15 protein-coding genes are annotated in these 18711 nt (G+C 69.9%); 8 read left to right on the top strand and 7 right to left on the bottom strand.

Annotation, left to right across the window (positions count from 1 at the left end; all coding sequences use genetic code 11):
* Positions 1-46: 46 nt before the first annotated feature.
* From KRR26_RS32955 to KRR26_RS32940, 4 genes are all read left to right on the top strand, one after another.
* Positions 47-1771 (top strand): dipeptidyl-peptidase 3 family protein, encoded by a 1725-nt coding sequence (locus tag KRR26_RS32955; protein ID WP_120203184.1) that lies wholly within the window; start codon positions 47-49, stop codon positions 1769-1771.
* 77 nt (positions 1772-1848) lie between these two features.
* The gene (locus KRR26_RS32950; protein ID WP_120203182.1) at positions 1849-2598 is read left to right on the top strand and encodes a fatty acid desaturase; all 750 of its coding nucleotides are present in this window, start codon (positions 1849-1851) and stop codon (positions 2596-2598) included.
* 34 nt (positions 2599-2632) lie between these two features.
* Positions 2633-3622: a protein-methionine-sulfoxide reductase catalytic subunit MsrP gene (msrP, locus tag KRR26_RS32945; RefSeq protein WP_120203181.1), complete on the top strand. Its 990-nt coding sequence runs from the start codon at positions 2633-2635 to the stop codon at positions 3620-3622.
* 10 nt (positions 3623-3632) lie between these two features.
* Positions 3633-4256, top strand: a complete 624-nt coding sequence (locus tag KRR26_RS32940; RefSeq protein ID WP_120203179.1) for a protein-methionine-sulfoxide reductase heme-binding subunit MsrQ — start codon at positions 3633-3635, stop codon at positions 4254-4256.
* A gap of 12 nt (positions 4257-4268) precedes the next feature.
* Here KRR26_RS32940 and KRR26_RS32935 read toward each other — a convergent pair whose 3' ends face one another.
* The 4 genes from KRR26_RS32935 to KRR26_RS32920 form a co-directional block, all read right to left on the bottom strand.
* On the bottom strand, positions 4269-4742 hold the full coding sequence (locus KRR26_RS32935) for a response regulator (protein WP_120203370.1): 474 nt from the start codon (positions 4740-4742) through the stop codon (positions 4269-4271).
* A gap of 214 nt (positions 4743-4956) precedes the next feature.
* Positions 4957-6198: a hypothetical protein gene (locus tag KRR26_RS32930; protein ID WP_217081769.1), complete on the bottom strand. Its 1242-nt coding sequence runs from the start codon at positions 6196-6198 to the stop codon at positions 4957-4959.
* Complete coding sequence (locus tag KRR26_RS32925) at positions 6195-8726, bottom strand: TonB-dependent receptor domain-containing protein (protein ID WP_328707250.1); 2532 nt, start codon at positions 8724-8726, stop codon at positions 6195-6197. Before KRR26_RS32925 ends, KRR26_RS32930 begins: the two co-directional genes overlap by 4 nt.
* Positions 8723-10279, bottom strand: coding sequence for a serine/threonine protein kinase (locus KRR26_RS32920; protein ID WP_120203176.1), 1557 nt, complete (start codon positions 10277-10279; stop codon positions 8723-8725). The genes KRR26_RS32925 and KRR26_RS32920 overlap by 4 nt, the downstream gene beginning before the upstream one ends.
* A 324-nt stretch (positions 10280-10603) precedes the next feature.
* Here KRR26_RS32920 and KRR26_RS32915 point away from each other — a divergent pair, with 324 nt between their 5' ends.
* The 3 genes from KRR26_RS32915 to KRR26_RS32905 all read left to right on the top strand — a co-directional run bounded on the left by KRR26_RS32915 (position 10604) and on the right by KRR26_RS32905 (position 14072).
* Positions 10604-11473 (top strand): ABC transporter substrate-binding protein, encoded by an 870-nt coding sequence (locus KRR26_RS32915; RefSeq protein ID WP_217081768.1) that lies wholly within the window; start codon positions 10604-10606, stop codon positions 11471-11473.
* A gap of 272 nt (positions 11474-11745) precedes the next feature.
* Entirely contained in the window at positions 11746-13437 is a 1692-nt protein-coding gene (locus KRR26_RS32910) for a BamA/TamA family outer membrane protein (RefSeq protein WP_328707249.1), read from the top strand.
* A 68-nt stretch (positions 13438-13505) separates the two neighbouring features.
* A complete protein-coding gene (locus tag KRR26_RS32905) occupies positions 13506-14072 on the top strand; it encodes a regulatory protein RecX (protein WP_217081766.1) in 567 nt (188 codons plus the stop codon).
* 12 nt (positions 14073-14084) lie between these two features.
* Here the strand turns inward: KRR26_RS32905 and KRR26_RS32900 are convergent, their stop codons facing one another.
* The gene (locus KRR26_RS32900; protein ID WP_217081765.1) at positions 14085-14861 is read right to left on the bottom strand and encodes a UPF0489 family protein; all 777 of its coding nucleotides are present in this window, start codon (positions 14859-14861) and stop codon (positions 14085-14087) included.
* 118 nt (positions 14862-14979) lie between these two features.
* Here KRR26_RS32900 and KRR26_RS32895 point away from each other — a divergent pair, with 118 nt between their 5' ends.
* Positions 14980-17196 (top strand): S9 family peptidase, encoded by a 2217-nt coding sequence (locus KRR26_RS32895; RefSeq protein WP_217081764.1) that lies wholly within the window; start codon positions 14980-14982, stop codon positions 17194-17196.
* A gap of 131 nt (positions 17197-17327) precedes the next feature.
* Here the strand turns inward: KRR26_RS32895 and KRR26_RS32890 are convergent, their stop codons facing one another.
* Both KRR26_RS32890 and odhB read right to left on the bottom strand, forming a co-directional pair.
* A complete protein-coding gene (locus KRR26_RS32890) occupies positions 17328-17531 on the bottom strand; it encodes a cold-shock protein (protein ID WP_120203165.1) in 204 nt (67 codons plus the stop codon).
* Positions 17532-17700: 169 nt separating this feature from the next.
* Positions 17701-18711 (bottom strand): 2-oxoglutarate dehydrogenase complex dihydrolipoyllysine-residue succinyltransferase (gene odhB / locus KRR26_RS32885; RefSeq protein ID WP_217081763.1); only part of this gene is annotated, 1011 nt, incomplete at its 5' end.

Below are 18711 nucleotides of genomic sequence, written 5' to 3'. Positions count from 1 at the left end.
CATCGGGCGCTGGGAGGGGGGAACACAATGCGCTAGGGAGGGAGGCATGACCCGAACCTTCCTGCCCCTGCTGGGCGCGCTGCTCGTGGGGAGCGCCGCCCCCGCCGCGGAAAAGAGCCCCGAGCGCTTCCCGGATGCCGTCGAACTCCAGCGGATGACCGCGCGCTTCGCGCCGGTGGACCTCAAGGTGGACGTCAAGGCGCTGCCTCCCGAGGAGAAGCTCGCCCTCGCGAAGATCGTCGAGGCCGCCCGCGTGATGGATCCGCTCTTCCTGCGGCAGGCCTGGGCGGGCAACGAGACGCTCCTGCTCGACCTCGTGCACGACGACTCGGCCCTGGGGCGCGCGCGCCTGCACGCGTTCCTGCTCAACAAGGGCCCGTGGTCGCGCCTGGATGAGGCGCAGCCCTTCATGCCCGGCGTGCCCGCCAAGCCTGACGAGGGCAACTTCTACCCGGCCGGCGCCACCAAGGCGGAGGTGGAGGCCTGGGTGAAGTCCCTGCCCGAGGCGCAGCAGCACCAGGCCACCGGCTTCTTCACCACCATCCGGCGCGGCCCCGACGGCAAGTTCGTCACCGTGCCCTACAGCGTCGAGTACCAGGGCGAGCTGGCCATCGCGGCGCAGCGCCTGCGCGAGGCCGCGGCGCTCACCCAGCAGCCCACGCTGAAGGCCTTCCTCACCAAGCGCGCGGACGCGTTCCTGTCCAACGACTACTACGCCAGCGAAGTGGCGTGGATGGAGCTGGACGCGAGCATCGATCCGACCATCGGGCCCTACGAGGTCTACGAGGACAACTGGTTCAACTACAAGGCGGCCTTCGAGTCCTTCATCGGCCTGCGCGATGACGCCGAGACGCAGAAGCTGACGAAGTTCAGCGCCGAGCTTCAGGAGCTGGAGAACAACCTCCCCATCGACGCCAGGCTGCGCAACCCGAAGCTGGGCGCGCTGGCGCCCATCCGCGTCATCAACAGCCTCTACTCCTCGGGTGATGGCAACCGCGGCGTGCAGACCGCCGCCTTCAATCTGCCCAACGATGAGCGCGTGGCGGCCGAGAAGGGCACCAAGCGCGTCATGCTGAAGAACGTGCAGGAGGCCAAGTTCCAGCGCGTGCTCGTGCCCATCGCGAAGGTGGCGCTCACGGAGAAGGAGCGCAAGGACGTGGCCTTCGACGCCTTCTTCACGCACATCCTCATGCACGAGTTGATGCACGGCCTGGGGCCTCACAACATCGTCGTTGGCGGCAAGGAGACGACGGTGCGGCAGGCGCTCCAGGTGGCCTCCAGCGCCATCGAGGAGGCCAAGGCCGACATCTCCGGCCTGTGGGCGCTCCAGCGGCTGGTGGACAAGGGCGTCATCGAGAAGTCGATGTCGCGCACCATGTACACGACGTTCCTGGCCTCCGCGTTCCGCTCCATCCGCTTCGGCGTCGATGAAGCGCACGGCAAGGGCATTGCCCTCCAGCTCAATCACTTCCTGGACACGGGCGCCGTGAAGGTGAACGCGGACGGCACCTTCTCCGTCGTCGCGGACAAGATGCCCGAGTCCGTGACCGCGCTGACCCGTCAGCTCATGGAGCTGCAGGCCAGCGGAGACCGCGTGGCGGCCGAGGCGCTCCTCGCCAAGCAGGGCGTGGTCCGCCCCGAGGTCCAGCGAGTCCTCGCCAAGCTCAAGAACGTGCCGGTGGACATCGAGCCCCGCTACGTCACCGCGGATCAGCTCGTACGTGACGCGGCGAACCCCGCCACCGCGCGCCCCGCGGCCGGCAAGAAGTAGGGCGCCGCTCGTGCTTCCTTCCTCCGCGCTCCAGGGCTCGGGAGCGCGGAGGGCAGGGCACGGACCTCGCGGACCCGATGGACACGCCGCCGCGTCAGCGTCCGGAGTCTCCCGGGCCGTGGGGCCTGCTCATCGCGCTCGGCCTGATGGGCGCGTGGTGCGCGCACCTCGTCTGGTTGCTGCGCGCGCCGGGGCTGTCCTGGACGTCTCCCGCGGCGTGGCTGCACGGAGCGCTTCAGGTCTCCCTGTGCACCGGCCTCTTCATCACGGCCCATGACGCCATGCACCGCGCGGTGTCACGTCACCGAATTGTGAACGACGCGGTGGGCATGGCCGCGTGCTTCCTCTTCGCGGGCCTGTCCTATCGACGGCTCGTGGCCCACCACTCGGCGCACCACGCGGCACCCACGGACGCGAGCGACCCGGACTTCTCCACCCGTTCGCAGTCCTTCGTGCCGTGGCTGGCGCTCTTCATGGCCCGCTACACCACGTGGGGGCAGTGGGTGGTCATGGCGCTCCAGTTCAACCTGCTCCTGCTCGCCGGGGCGACGCGCGAGCGCCTGTGGGCCTTCTGGGTAGTGCCCTCCGTCCTGGGCACCCTCCAGCTCTTCTGCTTCGGCACCTACCTGCCGCACCGGCATCCGCACACCGAGGACATGGCGCCGCACCACGCGCGCTCGCTGACGCGCAATCACGCGTGGGCCCTGCTGTCCTGCTACTTCTTTGGCTACCACTGGGAGCATCACGCGTCGCCGGGTACGCCTTGGTGGCGGCTGTGGCGCCTGAAGGACGCGCGGGGCGTGGGGCATCTCGCGCAGGGGCGGTAACCGCGCGGCGGGCTCGGGCGTTATAGCCTGCGCCATGGCCGACCCGCTTCCGCCCGAGCCACCCGCTTCCGAGGTCACCCCCGAGAAGCTCTACCTGCGCCGCCGCGACTTCATCCGGAACGTCGCTCTCTTCACGGGCACGGCCGTGGGCGTGGGCGGAGGCTTGTACTGGCTGGGCGCGCGCCAGGCGCCTCCCTCGGATGTGCTCGTGCCGGACGCAGGGGAAGTGCCCCAGCCCGTGGCGCATGGGGTGGGGGCCTTGGACACGGACGAGCCGCGCACGCCCTACGACGTCGTCACCACGTACAACAACTTCTACGAGTTCGGCCTCGACAAGAGCGACCCCGCTCGCCACGCGGGCACGCTGCGAACGCGGCCGTGGACCGTGGTCGTGGATGGCGAGGTGCACGAGCCGCGCACGTGGGACATCGACGCGCTCCTCGCGGCGTTCCCGCTGGAGGAGCGCGTCTATCGCATGCGCTGCGTGGAGGCGTGGTCCATGGTGATTCCGTGGCTGGGCTTTCCCCTGGCGCGGCTGCTGGAACGCGCTCGGCCCACGGGCGCCGCTCGGTACGTGGCCTTCACCACGCTGAACGATCCCGAGCAGATGCCCGGCCAACGGCGCGGCGTGTTGGACTGGCCTTACGTCGAGGGTTTGCGCCTGGATGAGGCGCAGCATCCCCTGACGCTCCTGGCCTCCGGGCTCTATGGCAAGCAGCTCCCGCCGCAGAACGGCGCGCCGCTGCGGCTCGTCGTCCCGTGGAAGTATGGCTTCAAGGGAATCAAATCCATTGTCCGCATCACGCTCACGCGCGAGCAGCCACCTACGACCTGGAACCTCGCGGCGCCGCGCGAGTACGGCTTCTATGCGAACGTGAACCCTGCGGTGGATCATCCGCGCTGGAGTCAGGCCCATGAGCGCCGCCTCGGCGAGTTCCGTCGCCGGCCCACGCTGCCGTTCAACGGCTACGCGGAGCAGGTGGCCTCGCTGTACCAGGGCATGGACCTGAGCCGGGATTTCTGAGGGACACCCCATGGCCTCGCCTCCGCATCCGTGGCTCAACCCCGCGCTCACCGTGGGCGGTCTTGCGCCCTTGGTGGTCCTCGTCATTCAGGGCGCACAGGGCTCGCTTGGCGCGAACGCCATCGAGCGCGCCTTGAATCAGACGGGGCTCACGGCCCTGGTGCTGCTGTTGGCCTCGCTCGCGTGCACGCCGCTGCGACTGCTGTCTGGCTGGACCTGGCCCGCGCGCGTGCGCCGCACGTTGGGGCTCCTGGCCTTCACGTATGCCGTGGCCCACCTCCTCACGTATGTCGTGCTGGATCAGAACCTCGCGCTGTCCGCGCTCGCCACGGATGTGGTGAAGCGGCCCTTCATCACCGTGGGCTTCACCGCGCTGGTGTTGCTCGTGCCGCTCGCCGTGACGTCGACGAAGGCGTCGGTGCGTCGGCTGGGCTTTCCCCAGTGGCAGCGATTGCACCGGCTGGCCTACGCCGCCGCCGCGCTGGGCGTGGTGCACTTCGCGTGGCGGGTGAAGCGCGACGTCACCGAGCCGTTGGTCTACGGCGCGGTGCTCGCGCTGCTGTTGGCCGTGCGCGTGGGCGAAGCGCTGCGTCAGCGACGGGCTCGCGCGCCTCAGACACGACGCGTGGCCTGAGGTGGACGCGCGTTACTTGCGGGGCAGGGGAAGGATGGTGTCCACCAGCGTCATGAGCTGTGCGCAGCTCACCGGCTTGCGGACGAAGGCGCTGATGCCGGCCTTCTGGCCCAGGGCACGCACCTCGGCGACGTTGGGGTCGCCCGTCATCATCAGGATGGGAACCTTGGCGAGCCGCACGTTCGCGCTGGCGCGAATCTGCGCCGCGAAGTCCGCCCCGTTCATCCCATCCATGTGGAAATCCGTGAGGATGAGGTCCACCGGGCTGGCCTCGGCGACCTTCAGTCCCTCCTCGGCGGACTCCGCCTCGAGGAACTCGAAGCTGCGGGCCATCAGGTAGATTTTCAGCAGCGTCCGGATGGAGCGGCTGTCATCCACCAGCAGCACACGCTGGGGCGAGACTCCGGAGGTCGGGCGCACCGCAGGCGTACTCCCGGACAGACGAGGGGATGGCGCTTCGGGAGTGGGGAGGGGGCCTGACTTCATGAGAGGGCGAACCCGGAGGAACAGCCCCCCGTGGAACGCACCCATGTTGTCGGAACCCCCCCTCGAAGTCAAAGTCAGGACATCCCGTACAGATCGATTTCCTGGGTTCAGTTGCCACCTGCGTGAAGCCGGGCGCGCAGGATATCGCCTGCTTGTCAGGTTGCCTGGCGCGCGGCGGAAAGAGCGCGCCGCGCGGTGGCCATCACGGAGCGGACTAGGGGACCTCGATGGTGAATGACTGGGTCTCCACCGAGGGCAGGCCCAGCGCGGGGGCCAGGGCCGGATCCAACTCGTTGGGCACGCGCCACGTCTGGCCCGTCGAGGTGATGAGGGTGATGGAGTAGCGGCCCGAGGGCAGCGAGGCCAGCGGCGCGGGCGCGGCCGGGTTGCGTGCATCCAGCGCGATGGGCCGGATGGCGATGTCCAACTCGGGGGCGATGATGGGCTTCATGCGCGGCGCGCCCTGCTCATCGGTGAGCGCGGCGATGAGCGCGTCCGGCACCAGCCCCGCGGCGAGCACCACGACGTCCGGCTGACCGTCGCGCATCCCATCGGTGTGCACGTAGTCCACGCCCTCGGCGTCCGGGATGCCGTTGTGGTCCAGGTCGTTCTCGTCGAGCACGCCCACGGTACCGGCCAGCTTGCGCACCACCACCTTGGGCCACAGGTCGCCCACGTTGTCGTGGTTGGCGTCATCCGGGATGCCGTCGTGGTTGTCGTCCACGTACTGCACCAGGAAGCCCGGCGGGCGCTGCTCCACGCCTCCCTGGGAGATGACCTGGGGCCGCAGCTTGAGGAGCTTGGTGCCGGACTTCGCGTCCAGCGTGCGCGTGCCGACGGCGACCTGGAAGGCGGGTCGATCCAACGGCACGGTGGCCGTGTCGGAGAAGGAGACCGCGACGCCGGTGAGCGGCTGAGGCCAGCCGTCCGCGTCCGAGGTCACCTCCAAGATGCGCGAGGCCCCCGTGGCCAGGTCCACCGCGGCGCCGCCCACGTCGCCCATGTTGGGCTCGCCGGTGACGCCATACCAGGGGATGAAGTCCGAGGTGTGGCAGGGCTGCGCGCCCGTGCGGCAGGTGTCCGCGTCGATGAAGCCGCGCAGCAGGTAGCGGCCGGGCTCCACCAGGCTCAGCGTGAACGGCGCGGTGAAGGGGCCGGTGGCCGAGGGGTCGCCCAGGGCCTGTCCGAACAACTCCACGGCGGGGATGACGGTGAAGGCCTTGGGCCGACCGGTCCCGACGGGCGGGGGCGGACGGTCCGCGTCGTAGATGAACACGATGGCGTTGCCGCGCGCGCGGGTCTGCGCCACGAGCGTGCCCTCGATGCGGCCGGCGCGGGTGTTCTGCTGGTGATCCGCGGTGGGAACCACGGGCGGGGACTCGCAGCCCGCGGACAGCACGGACGAGACGGCCAGGGCCCACAGGGCCCGGGTGGAAGCAGGAATGGGGCGGCTCATGGAGTCACCGTCAGCGTGGCGAAGACTCGCCGCTCGATGCGATTGCCAAAGGGATGTTGGGCGTGCGTGCCGCCCAGGTGACTGCCGACGAGCGCGACGGACACCGCGTCCTTCACGGCCTCGTAGCCCACGCGCGCGTTGATGACCGTGTAGGCCGACAGGGGGTTCGAGTTGAACTGCACGGTGGTGGGGTCGGACGGGGAGGGCTCGCGCTCGATCCACGTGGTGGACGAGGTGAAGGCCGCGTCCACGCCGAACTCCAGGTCCGCGCGCGTGCGGTACGTGACGCCGCCGTACAGCTTGACCCCGGGGGCCTGGCTGCACGGGCCGCACTGCTCCTCGTTCTGCGCCGTCATGTGCTGGATCGCGGCGCTGGCCTTGATGCCCAAGCCGTCAATGGGGGCCAGCGTGACGCCGGCCTCCACGCCGCGCGCCGTGTAGATGGCGGCCTCGTTCTGGAAGACCGAGCGGCCCAGGAGGTAGCTGCCAGTGCCCGGGTCATACGCCTCGCCCGCGGGCAGGGCCTGGAACGCGGACAGGCCGATGAGGTCCTTCACCGTGTTCTGGTAGAGCGCCAGGTCCCAGTCGAAGCCCAGCTCCGGGGCCTCGCCGCGCCACCCCAGCTCCAGGGCGGTGAGGCGCTCGGGACGCAGCTGCGTGCTGCCCGTGGTGAGCACGCTGGCGCCGTTGACGCCCGGCACCGGGACGGGAAGCCGCGTGTAGCTCTCGAGGAAGGTGGGCTCGCGGAAGGCCGAGGCCGCCGAGGCCCGGAACGCCTGACCCTCGAACGGCGTGAACAGCGCCGAGACGCGCGGCGAATGCGCAAGCCCGGGCTTGCCGTTGTCCAGCAGCGGGTGGCGGTCCACGCGGTAGCTGGCCACAAAGCGGAAGGGCTCCACCACGCGCCACTCGTCCTGGATGAAGGCCGCGGCGTGGACCTCCTGACGCAGCGGCCCCAGGTAGCTGAAGGCCACGCGCTTGAGGCGGCCCTCCACGCCGATGTTCACCTGGTGCTCACCGGCCAACTCGAAGTTCTTGGCGTACAGCGCCTCGCCGTTGAACACGTTGGACGTGACGTGCGTGGCCAGCGAGCGCTGGCCAATGGGCTCGTACTGCGGTCCCGCGTCCACCGCGAGGTGGTTCCAGAACGCCTTGACCTTGATGGGGCCCAGCTCCACGTCGCTCTTCGCGTACGCGCTGAGGCCGTTGAGATAGTAGTTGCGCAGGAGGCCCAGCGGATAGACCTCCGTGGCGTAGCGGTGCACGCCGCCGGAGACGCCGAGCTGCCGCCCGTTGTCGAACGTGTAGACGGTGGACAGGTTGCCACGCGCGCCGCGCAGACCAATCTCCGGCGAGCCACCCAACAGCGCCACGTCCGGGCGATCATCGCCGTAGTCGCGGCTCCACTTGTCCTCTTGCGCGTACGCCGCCGAGGCGCGGAAGCGCAGCGGGCCCGAGCCGCCGTGGCTGACGAACGAGCCGTCCACCGTGTGGCCGCTGCCCACCGTCGCGGTGAAGCGCGAGCGAGGGCCGCTGCCGGGCGCCTGGGTGATGATGTTGATGACGCCGAGCATGGCGTTGGCGCCGTACAGGGCGCTGCCCGGTCCACGGATGACCTCGATGCGCTCGATTTCATCCAGCCCGATGGGCAGCGTGGACCAGAGCGTCAGGCCGAGGAAGTCCTGGTACTCGGTGCGGCCGTCCACGAGGACGAGCACCTTGTTGGCGATGCGTTGGTTGAAGCCGCGCAGCGACACGTTCGCGCTGCCCACGCCCAGCGTCATCACGTCCGCGCCCGGCACCCGGCGCATCAGCTCCGACAGGCTGGTGGCGCCCGACAGGCGGATGTCTTCCGCCGTGATGACGGTGGTCGCGTTGGGCGCCTCGAGCGAGGACTGCGCGCGACGGCTCGCCGTCACGACGCGCTCTTCGTAGGGCACCGCGCCCTCATCCACCGCGGGGGCGGCGGCGGCCTCCACGCCCGAGCCCGGCAGGGCGACGGGCACGTAGGTGGAGGAGGCCGGGCCTTGCTGCGGCTGGCTCGGCAGGGACTCCGCGCGAGCGATGGCCTTCTCCAGCCGCTCCATCAGCGTGGCGAGCTGCTGCGTCGTCTGCACGCTCGCGGGCGGCGGCGGCATGGGCAGCGACGAGCCGCTCGCGCCGGGTTTCGGCTCCGCCGCCACCTCGGCGGCCTTGAGCGCTGCTTCCAGCTTGGCCACCTGTCCCGTCACGGACGAGGAGTCCGCCGGGTTCGAGGCCAGGTAGCGCTTGAACGTGTCGAGCGCTTCCTGGTTGCGGCCCGCGTCCTGATACGCGCGGGCGATGTTGAAGAGGACGTTGGGGTGCGGCTTGATGGCATAGGCCGCTTCCAGCTCGGCGATGCCCGGGTCGAACTGCCCCGAGGCGATGAGACTCATGCCGTTGCGGAAGTGACGACGGGCCTCGAGGCGGGCGTCCGCCAGGGCCTCGGTCGCGCACAGACACACCGCGACGAGGGCCGCTCGCTGGAGGGCTTTCACTGTTCTCACTGGTAGGGATCGTCCTTGTACGCGGACGAGCCCGCGCCCTTGGCAGGACGCGTGCTCGCCTTCTTCGTCTTCGTGAGCTTCTGGTTGAACCGAATCTCGGTGCCGGTGCCCTCGGCCTGGACGATGATCCGCTGATAGCCGTCCAGGCTGAAGGTGAGCTGGGCGCTCGCGTGACCGAGCGCGTCCGAGGGAACCTCGATGTTCACCGGCGTCTCGCCCACCAGCTTGCCCTCGTACTCCACCTGAGCGCCGGAGGGCTCCGTGGTGATGAGGAAGCGGACCGGATCCGGAATGGGCGCCAGGTCATCGCGCGCCGGAGGCGGCGTGGGCGTGGGCGTGGGGGCCGGGTTGGGCGCGACGGCGGCGGCCTCGATGGGAGTGGGCGCGGTGGGCTCGGGCGTGGCCGGGCGCAGTGCCACGACCAACGCGCCCGCGATGCCAAGGAGCACCGCGCCGCCGAACAGCGCGACCATGAGCCCCTTCTGGCTCTTCTTCTCGGGCTCCTCCACGGAGATGTCCAGCGCCATGGTGCTGGGGCCCGAGCCGGGCATCGCGTGCGGGCCGGTGTGCGGACCGCTGATGGGGCCGCTGCCCACCGCCGTGCGGGGGCTGGAGAAGACGCCGCTGACCCCCGAGGCCGCGGCCGCGCGGCGCATGGCGTTCATCACGTCTTCCATGGACTGGAAGCGGTCCTCGGCGCGCTTGGCCAGGCACTTCATCACCACGGCCTCGACCTCGGCCGTGACGGTGTGCTCGGGCCACAGCGAGCCGAACGCGGGCGGCGGCTCGTTGATGTGCTTGACGATGACGTCGATGCTCTGCGCGGCCAGGAACGGCGGCCGTCCCATGAGCATCTGGTAGAGCACCACGCCCAGGCTGTAGATGTCGCTGCGCGGGTCGGAGACGTTGCGCGCCTGCTCGGGCGCCATGTACTGCGGCGAGCCCAGGATGATGCCCGTCTGCGTGAGCGACGCGTCCTTGGGGACTGGATCCGCGTCGCCCTGGATGGACTTCACCAGGCCGAAGTCGAGCACCTTCACCACGTCATGGTCGGTCTCTTGATTGAGGACCATGATGTTGGCGGGCTTCAGGTCGCGATGGATGAGGCCGACCTTGTGGGCCTCTCTCAGTGAACGCGCCACCTGCTGGGTGATGTTGAGGGCGCGGTTCCACGGCAGCGGCCCTTCCTGGGTGAGGAGCTGCGAGAGCGTGAGCCCCTCCAGGTACTCCATGGCGATGTAGAAGATGCCGTCGTCGGTCTTGCCGTAGTCGATGACGGTGACGGTGTTCGGATGGCGCAGCCGCGCGGTGACGCTGGCTTCCAGGAAGAAGCGCTTCTGGAATCCGGGGTCCTTGCCGTCGCTGTACTGCGGGTTGAGCACCTTCAACGCCACCAGCCGCTCCAGCGGGAACTGGACGGCCTTGTAGACGCGACCCATGCCTCCGGCACCGAGCGTCTCCAAGATGCGGAAGCGCTCGTTCAATACTCTCCCCAGAAGGGGATCCGTCACGTCGGGTGGCGCGCCCGTCGTCGGGACGTCGCTTTCGATCATGTCTTCCCCCACCGAGCGAGAAGGACGGGAAACGTCCGGTCGAGCGGGGGGATGGTAACACCGCAAATGTCCGTCTCCCAAGAGACCTGCATCACTGCCGCAGCGCATCAGGGGCCGAGAATCCGGCTCCCGCCGCTGCGCCAGCCGCCTCCCCATACCGCAAGTCCGGGTGCGCGGACAGGATGCTTCCACTCGCATTCACCCGCGCGCGCGCGCACTCCGGGTGGCGTGGCGCGTTGCGTTATGGCGGATCCGAACATGAGGGGACCGGGTGGGTCGGGTGCGTGCTCGCGGTGGCGGAGCGGGGCCGTTAGGGTGCCGCGCATGAACGCCCGCCTGTCCGCGTTGCTCGCTTTGGCCCCGCCCTATCCGCGGCGGGTGGTGTGCATGACGGAGGAGACGACGGAGGTGCTCTACCGCATCGGCGCGGAGGACCTCGTCGTCGGCGTGTCGGGCTTCACGGTGCGCCCGCCGGCGGCGCGCAAGAAGCCGCGGGTCAGCTCGTTCCTCGACGCGAACTTCGAGCGCATCCTCGAGCTGAAGCCGGACCTGGTGCTGGGGTTCTCGGACTTGCAGGCGGACATCGGTCGCGAGCTGTGCAAGCGCGGGGTGCCGGTCTACCTGTTCAACCAGCGGTCCATCGCGGAGATCCTTCAGGCGGTGCGCGTGACCGGAGCGCTCGTGGGCCGCGCGGAGGCCGCGGATGCGCTGGCCAGGGAGCTGGAGGCCAACCTGGAGCGTCACGCGGACGCCGCCGAGTCACTGCCGCGGCGGCCTCGCATCTTCTTCGAGGAGTGGCACGAGCCGCTCATCTCCGGCATCCGGTGGTGCTCGGAGTTGGTGGAGCTGGTGGGGGGCGTGGACATCTGCAGCGAGTCGCGCGCGTCCCAGGGGGCGCAGGGGCGCATCTTCGACCCACGGGAGGTGGCGCGCCGAGCGCCCGAGGGCGTCATCGCGAGCTGGTGTGGGCGAAAGGCCCAGCGGGACAAGATTGTCTCTCGGCCGGGCTGGGACGCGGTGCCCGCGGTGCTCGCGGATCAGCTCTACGAGGTGCGGAGCGCGTACATCCTCCAGCCGGGCCCGGCGGCGTTGTCGGACGGGGTGGCGCAGCTCGCGCGCATCGTCGCCGCTGTCGCGCGCGGGGAGACGCTGCCCGCGGTTCGGGGCGGGGAGCTGCGCTCCGCGCTGTCGTGAGGTGGGGCCCTGGCGGTGGGCGTGGCCCGTGACAGGATGGACGCGTGCCGCTCCTGTTGCTTGCCCTGCTCGTCGCACCGCTCGCCCAGGTTCCGTCGGGGCCTGATGCCGCGTCCTCGGATGCGGGCACCGCTCTCGTGCAGTCGGCCCCGAGCGGAGGCGCGAGTCCCGCATTCGATTCGGGCGTGAACTCCCCGTCGGTTCCGTCCGCTGCTGAGGCGAGAGCGAACACCGGATTCACGCCGTCGGCTCCGAACGGTGAACAGGTGGGGGTGTCTTCCGATGCGGGCGTGAGCGCGGACTACGAGCAGACGCTCATCGCGTGGGGCCTCGCGCGGGGCGGCGATGTGGTGGAGCCCGCGCCCGAAGGCAAAGTGCTGGAGGATGTGCGCGTGGCCGCCGAGGACGTGGTGGCCCAGAGCGACCCGTACCCGAACCTCCTCAACATCTTCCATGCGCGCACGCGCGATGACGTGGTCCGCCGAGAGGTGTTGCTGACTCCGGGCCAGCCGTACTCGGCGGCGCTCGTGGACGAGTCCGTGCGCAACCTTCGCAAGCTGGGCCTCTTCTCCGCCGTGCGCGCGGTGACCGTGAAGGGCCGTCAGCCCGGCACGGTCGTGCTGCTGCTCATCACCAAGGACCTGTGGTCGCTGCGACTCAACAGCGACTTCTCCGCGGTGGGCTCGTTGCTCCAGTACCTGAGGTTGCAGGGCACGGAGCAGAACTTCCTCGGACGCGGCAAGAAGGTCGCGGTGGATTTCGTGCTCCGCCTCGACACGATCAGCCTGGGCCAGAGCTACACCGACCGGCGCGTGCTCGGCAGTCGCTGGGCGCTCAGTGAGTCCGCGGCGGTGCTGCTCGGACGCGAGAGCGGCAAGCCCGAGGGCTCGCGCGGCAGCCTCTCCGTGAGTCGGCCGCTGTACTCGCTGGCCACGCCGTGGAGCGTGAGCTCCTCCGTGGCGTGGAACGTGGAGACCGCGCGCCAGTATCGCGGCGCGGACATCTGGCAGCTCCCGTTCCCGGACGGGCCCGCCGTGCCCTACGTCTACAACGCGCGCGAGGTGGCGGGCGGAGTCACGTACACGCGCTCGTTCGGTCATCGCTACAAGTGGAACGTGGGCATGGGCGCGGGCGCCTATCACGATGCCTACGCCGCGCCCGTCGCCTCCATGCTCACCGACGCGCAGGAGGCATGGTTCCGCAGCAACTACCTGCCGCGCGCCGAGGACGCGGCCTACGCGAGCCTGTCCCTCAGCGCCTACGAGGCGCGCTACGAGGTGTTCCATGACTTGGACTCGTATGCGCTGTCGGAGGATGTGCAGCTCGGTCACTCCATTGGCGCGTCGCTCCGGTATGCGCCGCCCGTGCTCTCGTCCTCGGCGCACTACGCGCAAGGGGCGGTGACCGCGCGCTACCGCGTGCGCTGGGCCGGCGATGCGCTCACCGCGGTGTCGGCCGCTGCGTCCATTCGCCGGCAGCTCGGCGAGAACGCGGGGTGGACGGATCGGCGTTGGGCCACCGAATTCGTGCAGGCCTCGCCCCAGTTCTTCGGCGGGCGCATCGTGGGCCGCGGCGTGCTGGACGTGAACATCGACGACCTGTCGGACCGCATCAGCCTGCTGGGCGGTGGCAATGGGCTGCGCGGGGCGCTCGTGGATGCGTACTCGGGCAAGCGGCTCCTGCTGTTCAACCTCGAGTACCGCTCGCCGCCGCTCGTCATCAAGACCGTACACCTGGGGGGCGTGCTCTTCCTCGACTCGGGCAGCGCGTTCAACCGCAGGCCGTCGATGGTGACCTCCGTGGGCGTGGGCCTGCGGCTGCTCTTCCCGCAGTTCAACGTGAATCCGTTCCGCATCGACTTTGGCTACGTGCTCAACGGGGACCGTCCTCCCGTGAGCGGCCGGTTCTCCTTCAGCGCGGGACAGGTGACCGACTATCGGCCCTCGTTCCTGGACTCTCCCTAGGTCGCCTGCCCGGCGTACGTCGTGGGTGCGTGCGCGGTGTCGGACCTGGGTGGTAGACACGCCGCCGCATGGAAGACGAGCAGAAGGGTGACGCGGGCCGGGGTGGCCCCAAGAAGCCGAAGCAGCCCCGGAAGGTGTCCCCGCGCTACCTGGAGAACGCGGCACTGCATTACCTCAAGCGCTACGCCGCGACGGTGAGCCAACTCCAGCGGGTGTTGGAGCGCCGAGTCGACCGCTCGCTGCGCTGCCATGGAGGGGACCGCGCCGAGGCGCTGGGCTGGGTGCGCGCGCTCACCGAGAAGCTCGTTCGCAATGGGCTCGTGAATGATCCCGCCTACGCCGAGATGAGGGCGCACGCGCTGCGCGCCTCGGGACGCAGCGCTCGGGTCATCACCCAGAAGCTGCGGATGAAGGGCATCGCGCCCGAGGTCGTCGCGCAGAAGCTGGCGCTCGCCACCGAGGACGTGTCCGAGGAAGCCGCCGCGCGCATCTGGGCGCGCAAGAAGCGGCTGGGGCCCTTCCGCAGAGACCTGAGCACCCGCGAGGAGAACCGGCGACGCGACCTCGCCGCGCTGGCTCGCGCGGGGTTCTCCTTCGCCACCGCGAAGAAGCTCGTGGATGGGCCGGTGGAGTGAGGTTGCCGGGGCCTACGGCGGCTCCACGCGCAGCAACTCGCGGAACAGCACATCAGCCAGGTCGCGGAACAGCTCTCCCGAGGCGAGCAGCCCGCCGCAGTGGTACGGCTCGCGGGCCAGCGTCAGCGCCACGGACTTGCCCAGCACCGCGTCCCAGAAGGGCTCGGAGTCCGCGGGCAGGAGGAACTCCCGGATGAGCGCGCGGGGCCAGGGAATCACCGTGGTGGGGTCCGCGTCGCTCAAGGTGGTGAAGCAGTCCAGGTCCACGTCGAGCAGCACCCGCTCGGCCTCGTCGAGCACCGTGCGCACGGCCTCGCCGGGCGCGGGGGCTCGGTAGGCCTCCGCCGCGCGGTCCACCGTGGGCGCGATGACCAGCCGGTGCGCGCGTCCGCGCGTGTCCACGTAGGTGTCCTCGGTGAAGGCGCCCCGGGGCCGTGAGCGGGCAATGAGCAGCGCGTCTCCCACCACGCCGGCCTCCATGGCCGCGAGGATGTGGTCGTAGTTGCGGACATCCAGGGACCAGCGCGCGTGCTCATCCAGGGCGCGCAGGCCCGCCGAGAGGTCCGGCACGTCCGCGGGCCGAGCAGGCACCACCGTGTCCAGGTGACGGTCGAGCGTCACCAACAGTGCTGGCGGCCCAGCCGCTCCGAGCGCGCAGACCCAAGCGGGGAGGGCGAGCCGGTGGGGGTCGAAGACGTAGGCATCCGAGGGGCCTCGGCCGCCGCCCAGCGCGAGGCGGATGACTCCGGCCAGTCGCAGATGCCGCGTGGCGTCGTCGTCGGGGCGCATGTCCAGGGAATCCTCTCGTGGGCCTTGGGTTACCCGGCCCGCGCGGCCGGCGGAGTGTAGGCTCGGCCACGCCTTCACGCGAAAGGAGACCCGCTCCCCGGCGGGTGTTCAAGCACGCATGCGCCAGGTCCTTACCGCCGCGCTCCTTCTCATGAGCGCTCCTTCCGTTGCCCAGGAGAACAAGACTCCTCCCATGGCTCCCTCGCAGACCCAGGTTGATACCTTCCTGCGCCAGTACTCGGACACGCGCCGCTTCATGAGCGGCCGTCCCGTGGGCGTGCGCATCACCCCGGACGAGAAGACCGTCCTCTTCCTGCGCACGCAGCCCACGTCCAACGTGCAGATGCTCTACGCGTTCGACGTGGACTCGGGGCAGACCCGCGAGCTGCTCACCCCCGCCTCCATCCTCCAGGGCACCGAGGAGACCCTCACCCCCGAGGAGAAGGCCCGCCGGGAGCGCATGCGCGTGAGCGCGCGCGGCTTCACCACCTACAGCCTGTCCGATGACGGCTCGCGGCTGCTGGTGCCGCTCTCCGGTCGCCTCTTCGTGGTGGATCGCGCCACGGGCAAGTCGCAGGAGCTGAAGACGGGCCCGGGCGTGCTGGACCCGCGCCTGTCGCAGGACGGCAAGCAGGTGGCCTACGTCCGCGACCATGACCTGTACCGCGTGGACCTGGCGACCAACCAGGAGAAGCGCATCACCACGGGCGGCACCGAGCAGAAGACGCACGGCCTGGCCGAGTTCGTCGCGCAGGAGGAGATGAGCCGCTTCTCGGGCTACTGGTGGAGCCCGGATGGCAAGTCGCTCGCCTACACCGAGTCCGACACGAGCGACGTGGAGAAGCTCACCATCGTCGACGTGATGCACCCCGAGCGAGGCGGAGAGGTGTTCGCCTATCCACGCCCGGGCAAGCCCAACGCCAAGGTGCGCCTGGGCATCGTCCCGGCCGCGGGCGGCAAGACGGTGTGGGCGCAGTGGGACGCGGCCAAGTACCCGTACCTGGCCACCGTGAAGTGGGACAAGGGCGGGCCGCTGACGCTCGTGGTGCAGGACCGCGCGCAGATGGAGGAGCAGGTCCTGTCCGTCGACCCGCGCACGGGCAAGACGCAGCCGCTGCTCACCGAGAAGGACGCGGCGTGGCTCAACCTGGAGCAGGACTTCCCGCTGTGGCTCGAGGATGGCAGCGGCTTCCTCTGGTACACCGAGCGCAACGGCGGCCCCGAGGTGGAGCTGCGCAAGGCGGACGGCGCGCTGGTGCGCACGGTGGTCAAGCCCGACGCGGGCTTCCGCACCCTCAGCCGCTTCGTGCAGGCGGACCACTCGCTGTTCTTCACCGGCGGCCCCAACCCCACGGAGAGCTACCTGTGGCGCGTGAAGGACGGCGGCGCGCCGCAGAAGGTGTCGTCGGGCGTCACCGGCCCCGCGATGGAGGGCGGCGCGGTGTCCAAGCAGGGCGGGCTCGTGGTGCTCGGCACGCAGGGCCCCAAGAGCATGCCGCGCACGTACGTGCTGCGCGCGGATGGCACCCGCGTGGGCGAGCTGCCCGAGGTGGCCGACGAGCCGCCCTTCGTCCCCAACCTGGAGGTCCGTCAGGTGGGGCCGCGCAAGTTCTGGGCGGCCATCATCAAGCCGCGTGACTTCAAGCCCGGCCAGAAGCTGCCCGTCATCGTGGAGGTGTACGCCGGCCCCACGACGACCACCGTCGCCCAGTCCATGGCCGCCAACCTCCTCAACCAGTGGATGGCGGACCAGGGCTACCTCGTCGTGAAGTTCGACGGACGGGGCACGCCGCTGCGCACCGCGGAGTGGGAGCGCTCGGTGAAGTACGACTTCTCCGGCGTCACGCTGGAGGACCAGGTGGCCGCGCTCCAGGCGCTCGCCGCCGAGATGCCCGAGGTGGACCTGAACCGCGTGGGCATCGAGGGGTGGAGCTTCGGCGGCTACATGTCCGCGCTCGCCGTCCTCAAGCGCCCGGACGTCTTCAAGGCCGCGGTGGCCGGCGCCCCGGTGGTGGACTGGCTGGACTACGACACGCACTACACCGAGCGCTTCCTCGGCGTGCCCTCGGAGCACCCCGAGGCGTACGAGAAGAGCTCGCTGTTGTCGTACGTGAAGCAGGACAAGCCCATGGGCGCGCTCCTGCTCATGCACGGCACCGCCGATGACAACGTCTACTTCTTCCACTCGCTGAAGCTGAGCGACGCGCTGTTCCGCGCCGGCAAGCCGCATGAGCTGTTGCCGCTCAGTGGCCTGACGCACATGGTGCCGGATCCGCTGATTACGCAGCGCAAGCAGGAGGCCGTGATGGCCCACTTCAAGCGCTATCTGAAATAGCGCGATGAAGCGCCGCGCTGCCGTGCCGCGCGGCACCCCTCGCTCAAAGCCAGAGGCCCGGCCTCCTTCAAGGGAGTACCGGGCCTCATCATGTGGCCAGTCCATGAGGAGTGGCCTGATACGCGAGAACTTCAGGCAGCGCGGACGTTCTGCGCCTGCAGGCCCTTGGGGCCGCGGGCCACGTCGAACTCCACCTTCTGACCCTCGGCCAGGGTGCGGAACCCGTCCATGTTGATGGCGGTGTGGTGGCAGAACACGTCCTCGCCGCCGCCGTCCTGGGTGATGAAGCCGAAGCCCTTCGCGTCGTTGAACCACTTCACGGTACCGGTTGCCATGTTGCTTCCTTGCGGTCTGCGGGGCGGTGTGGAGAGGCCGCCCGTTCTTCCTGCCCCCCCGACGACCGGGGAGGCCGCTTAGTTGTAGTGAAAGGGCCGACTGGAAGTCCAGCCGGCCCCTTGGATTGCGGGACTTGACGTGATTGCGGCGGTTGAAAGCCGCAGCGCGTCAGATGTCCAGGAGCAGCCGCTCCGGGTTCTCGATGCACTCCTTCACCCGGACGAGGAACTGCACGGCCTCGCGGCCGTCCACCAGCCGGTGGTCGTAGGTGAGGGCGACGAACATGATGGGCCGGATGACGACCTGGCCGTCACGGGCCACGGGGCGCTCGACGATGTTGTGCATGCCCAGGATGCCCGTCTGCGGCGGGTTCAGGATGGGCGTGGACAGCATGGAGCCGAAGGTGCCGCCGTTGGTGATGGTGAACGTGCCGCCCTGCAGGTCCGGCAGGGTCAGCTTGTCGTTGCGCGCGCGGGCGCCGTAGTCGCCGACCGTCTTCTCCAGGTCCGCCAGGCCCACCTTGTCCGCGTCACGCACCACCGGCACCACCAGACCGCGGCTGCCGCTCACGGCCACGCCGATGTCGTAGTAGTGCTTGAAGATGACGTCCTCGCCGTCGATCTCCGCGTTGATTTGCGGGAAGGCCTTGAGGGCGTCCACGGCCGCGCGGATGAAGAAGCTCATGAAGCCGAGCTTCACGCCGTGCTTGGCCTGGAACTTCTCGTTGTACTTCTTGCGCAGGGCCATCACCTCGCCCATGTCCACCTCGTTGAAGGTGGTGAGCATGGCGGCGGTGGACTGGGCCTGGATGAGGCGCTCGGCCACGCGCTTGCGCAGCGGCGTCATGCGCACGCGCTCCTCGCGCGCGGCGTTGGGGCGCGGACCAGACGGCGCGGCCGGGGCCACGGGGGCCGGGGCGGCAGGCGTGGCCGGGCGGTTGAGCTGCCCCAGCACGTCCTCCTTGGTGATGCGGCCACCGGAGCCGGTGCCCTTCAGCTGGGCGACGTCCAGCTTGTTCTCCTCGGCCATCTTCTTGGCCGTGGGGGTGATGCGCGCGTCCGGGCCCTGCGCGGCGGACTCCGCGGCGGCCGGAGCGGGCGCGGCGGCCGGAGCCGGGGCGGCGGCGGGCTTCGCGGCGGCAGCACCAACACCAACCTCAATAAAACCAAACACATCACC

Source organism: Citreicoccus inhibens, assembly GCF_019039035.1.
In the GTDB taxonomy this organism is placed as follows: Bacteria; Myxococcota; Myxococcia; order Myxococcales; family Myxococcaceae; genus Citreicoccus; species Citreicoccus inhibens.
This window is presented reverse-complemented; position numbering and strand designations above follow the sequence as displayed.

Coding starts and splice junctions, on each gene's coding strand:
- KRR26_RS32950 (WP_120203182.1), top strand. CDS start 1,849: ATGGACACGCCGCCGCGTCAGCGTCCGGAGTCTCCCGGGCCGTGGGGC.
- KRR26_RS32935 (WP_120203370.1), bottom strand. CDS start 4,742: ATGAAGTCAGGCCCCCTCCCCACTCCCGAAGCGCCATCCCCTCGTCTG.
- KRR26_RS32920 (WP_120203176.1), bottom strand. CDS start 10,279: ATGATCGAAAGCGACGTCCCGACGACGGGCGCGCCACCCGACGTGACG.
- KRR26_RS32915 (WP_217081768.1), top strand. CDS start 10,604: ATGAACGCCCGCCTGTCCGCGTTGCTCGCTTTGGCCCCGCCCTATCCG.
- KRR26_RS32895 (WP_217081764.1), top strand. CDS start 14,980: ATGCGCCAGGTCCTTACCGCCGCGCTCCTTCTCATGAGCGCTCCTTCC.
- KRR26_RS32890 (WP_120203165.1), bottom strand. CDS start 17,531: ATGGCAACCGGTACCGTGAAGTGGTTCAACGACGCGAAGGGCTTCGGC.
- KRR26_RS32905 (WP_217081766.1), top strand. CDS start 13,506: ATGGAAGACGAGCAGAAGGGTGACGCGGGCCGGGGTGGCCCCAAGAAG.
- KRR26_RS32930 (WP_217081769.1), bottom strand. CDS start 6,198: ATGAGCCGCCCCATTCCTGCTTCCACCCGGGCCCTGTGGGCCCTGGCC.
- msrP (WP_120203181.1), top strand. CDS start 2,633: ATGGCCGACCCGCTTCCGCCCGAGCCACCCGCTTCCGAGGTCACCCCC.
- KRR26_RS32955 (WP_120203184.1), top strand. CDS start 47: ATGACCCGAACCTTCCTGCCCCTGCTGGGCGCGCTGCTCGTGGGGAGC.
- KRR26_RS32900 (WP_217081765.1), bottom strand. CDS start 14,861: ATGCGCCCCGACGACGACGCCACGCGGCATCTGCGACTGGCCGGAGTC.
- KRR26_RS32940 (WP_120203179.1), top strand. CDS start 3,633: ATGGCCTCGCCTCCGCATCCGTGGCTCAACCCCGCGCTCACCGTGGGC.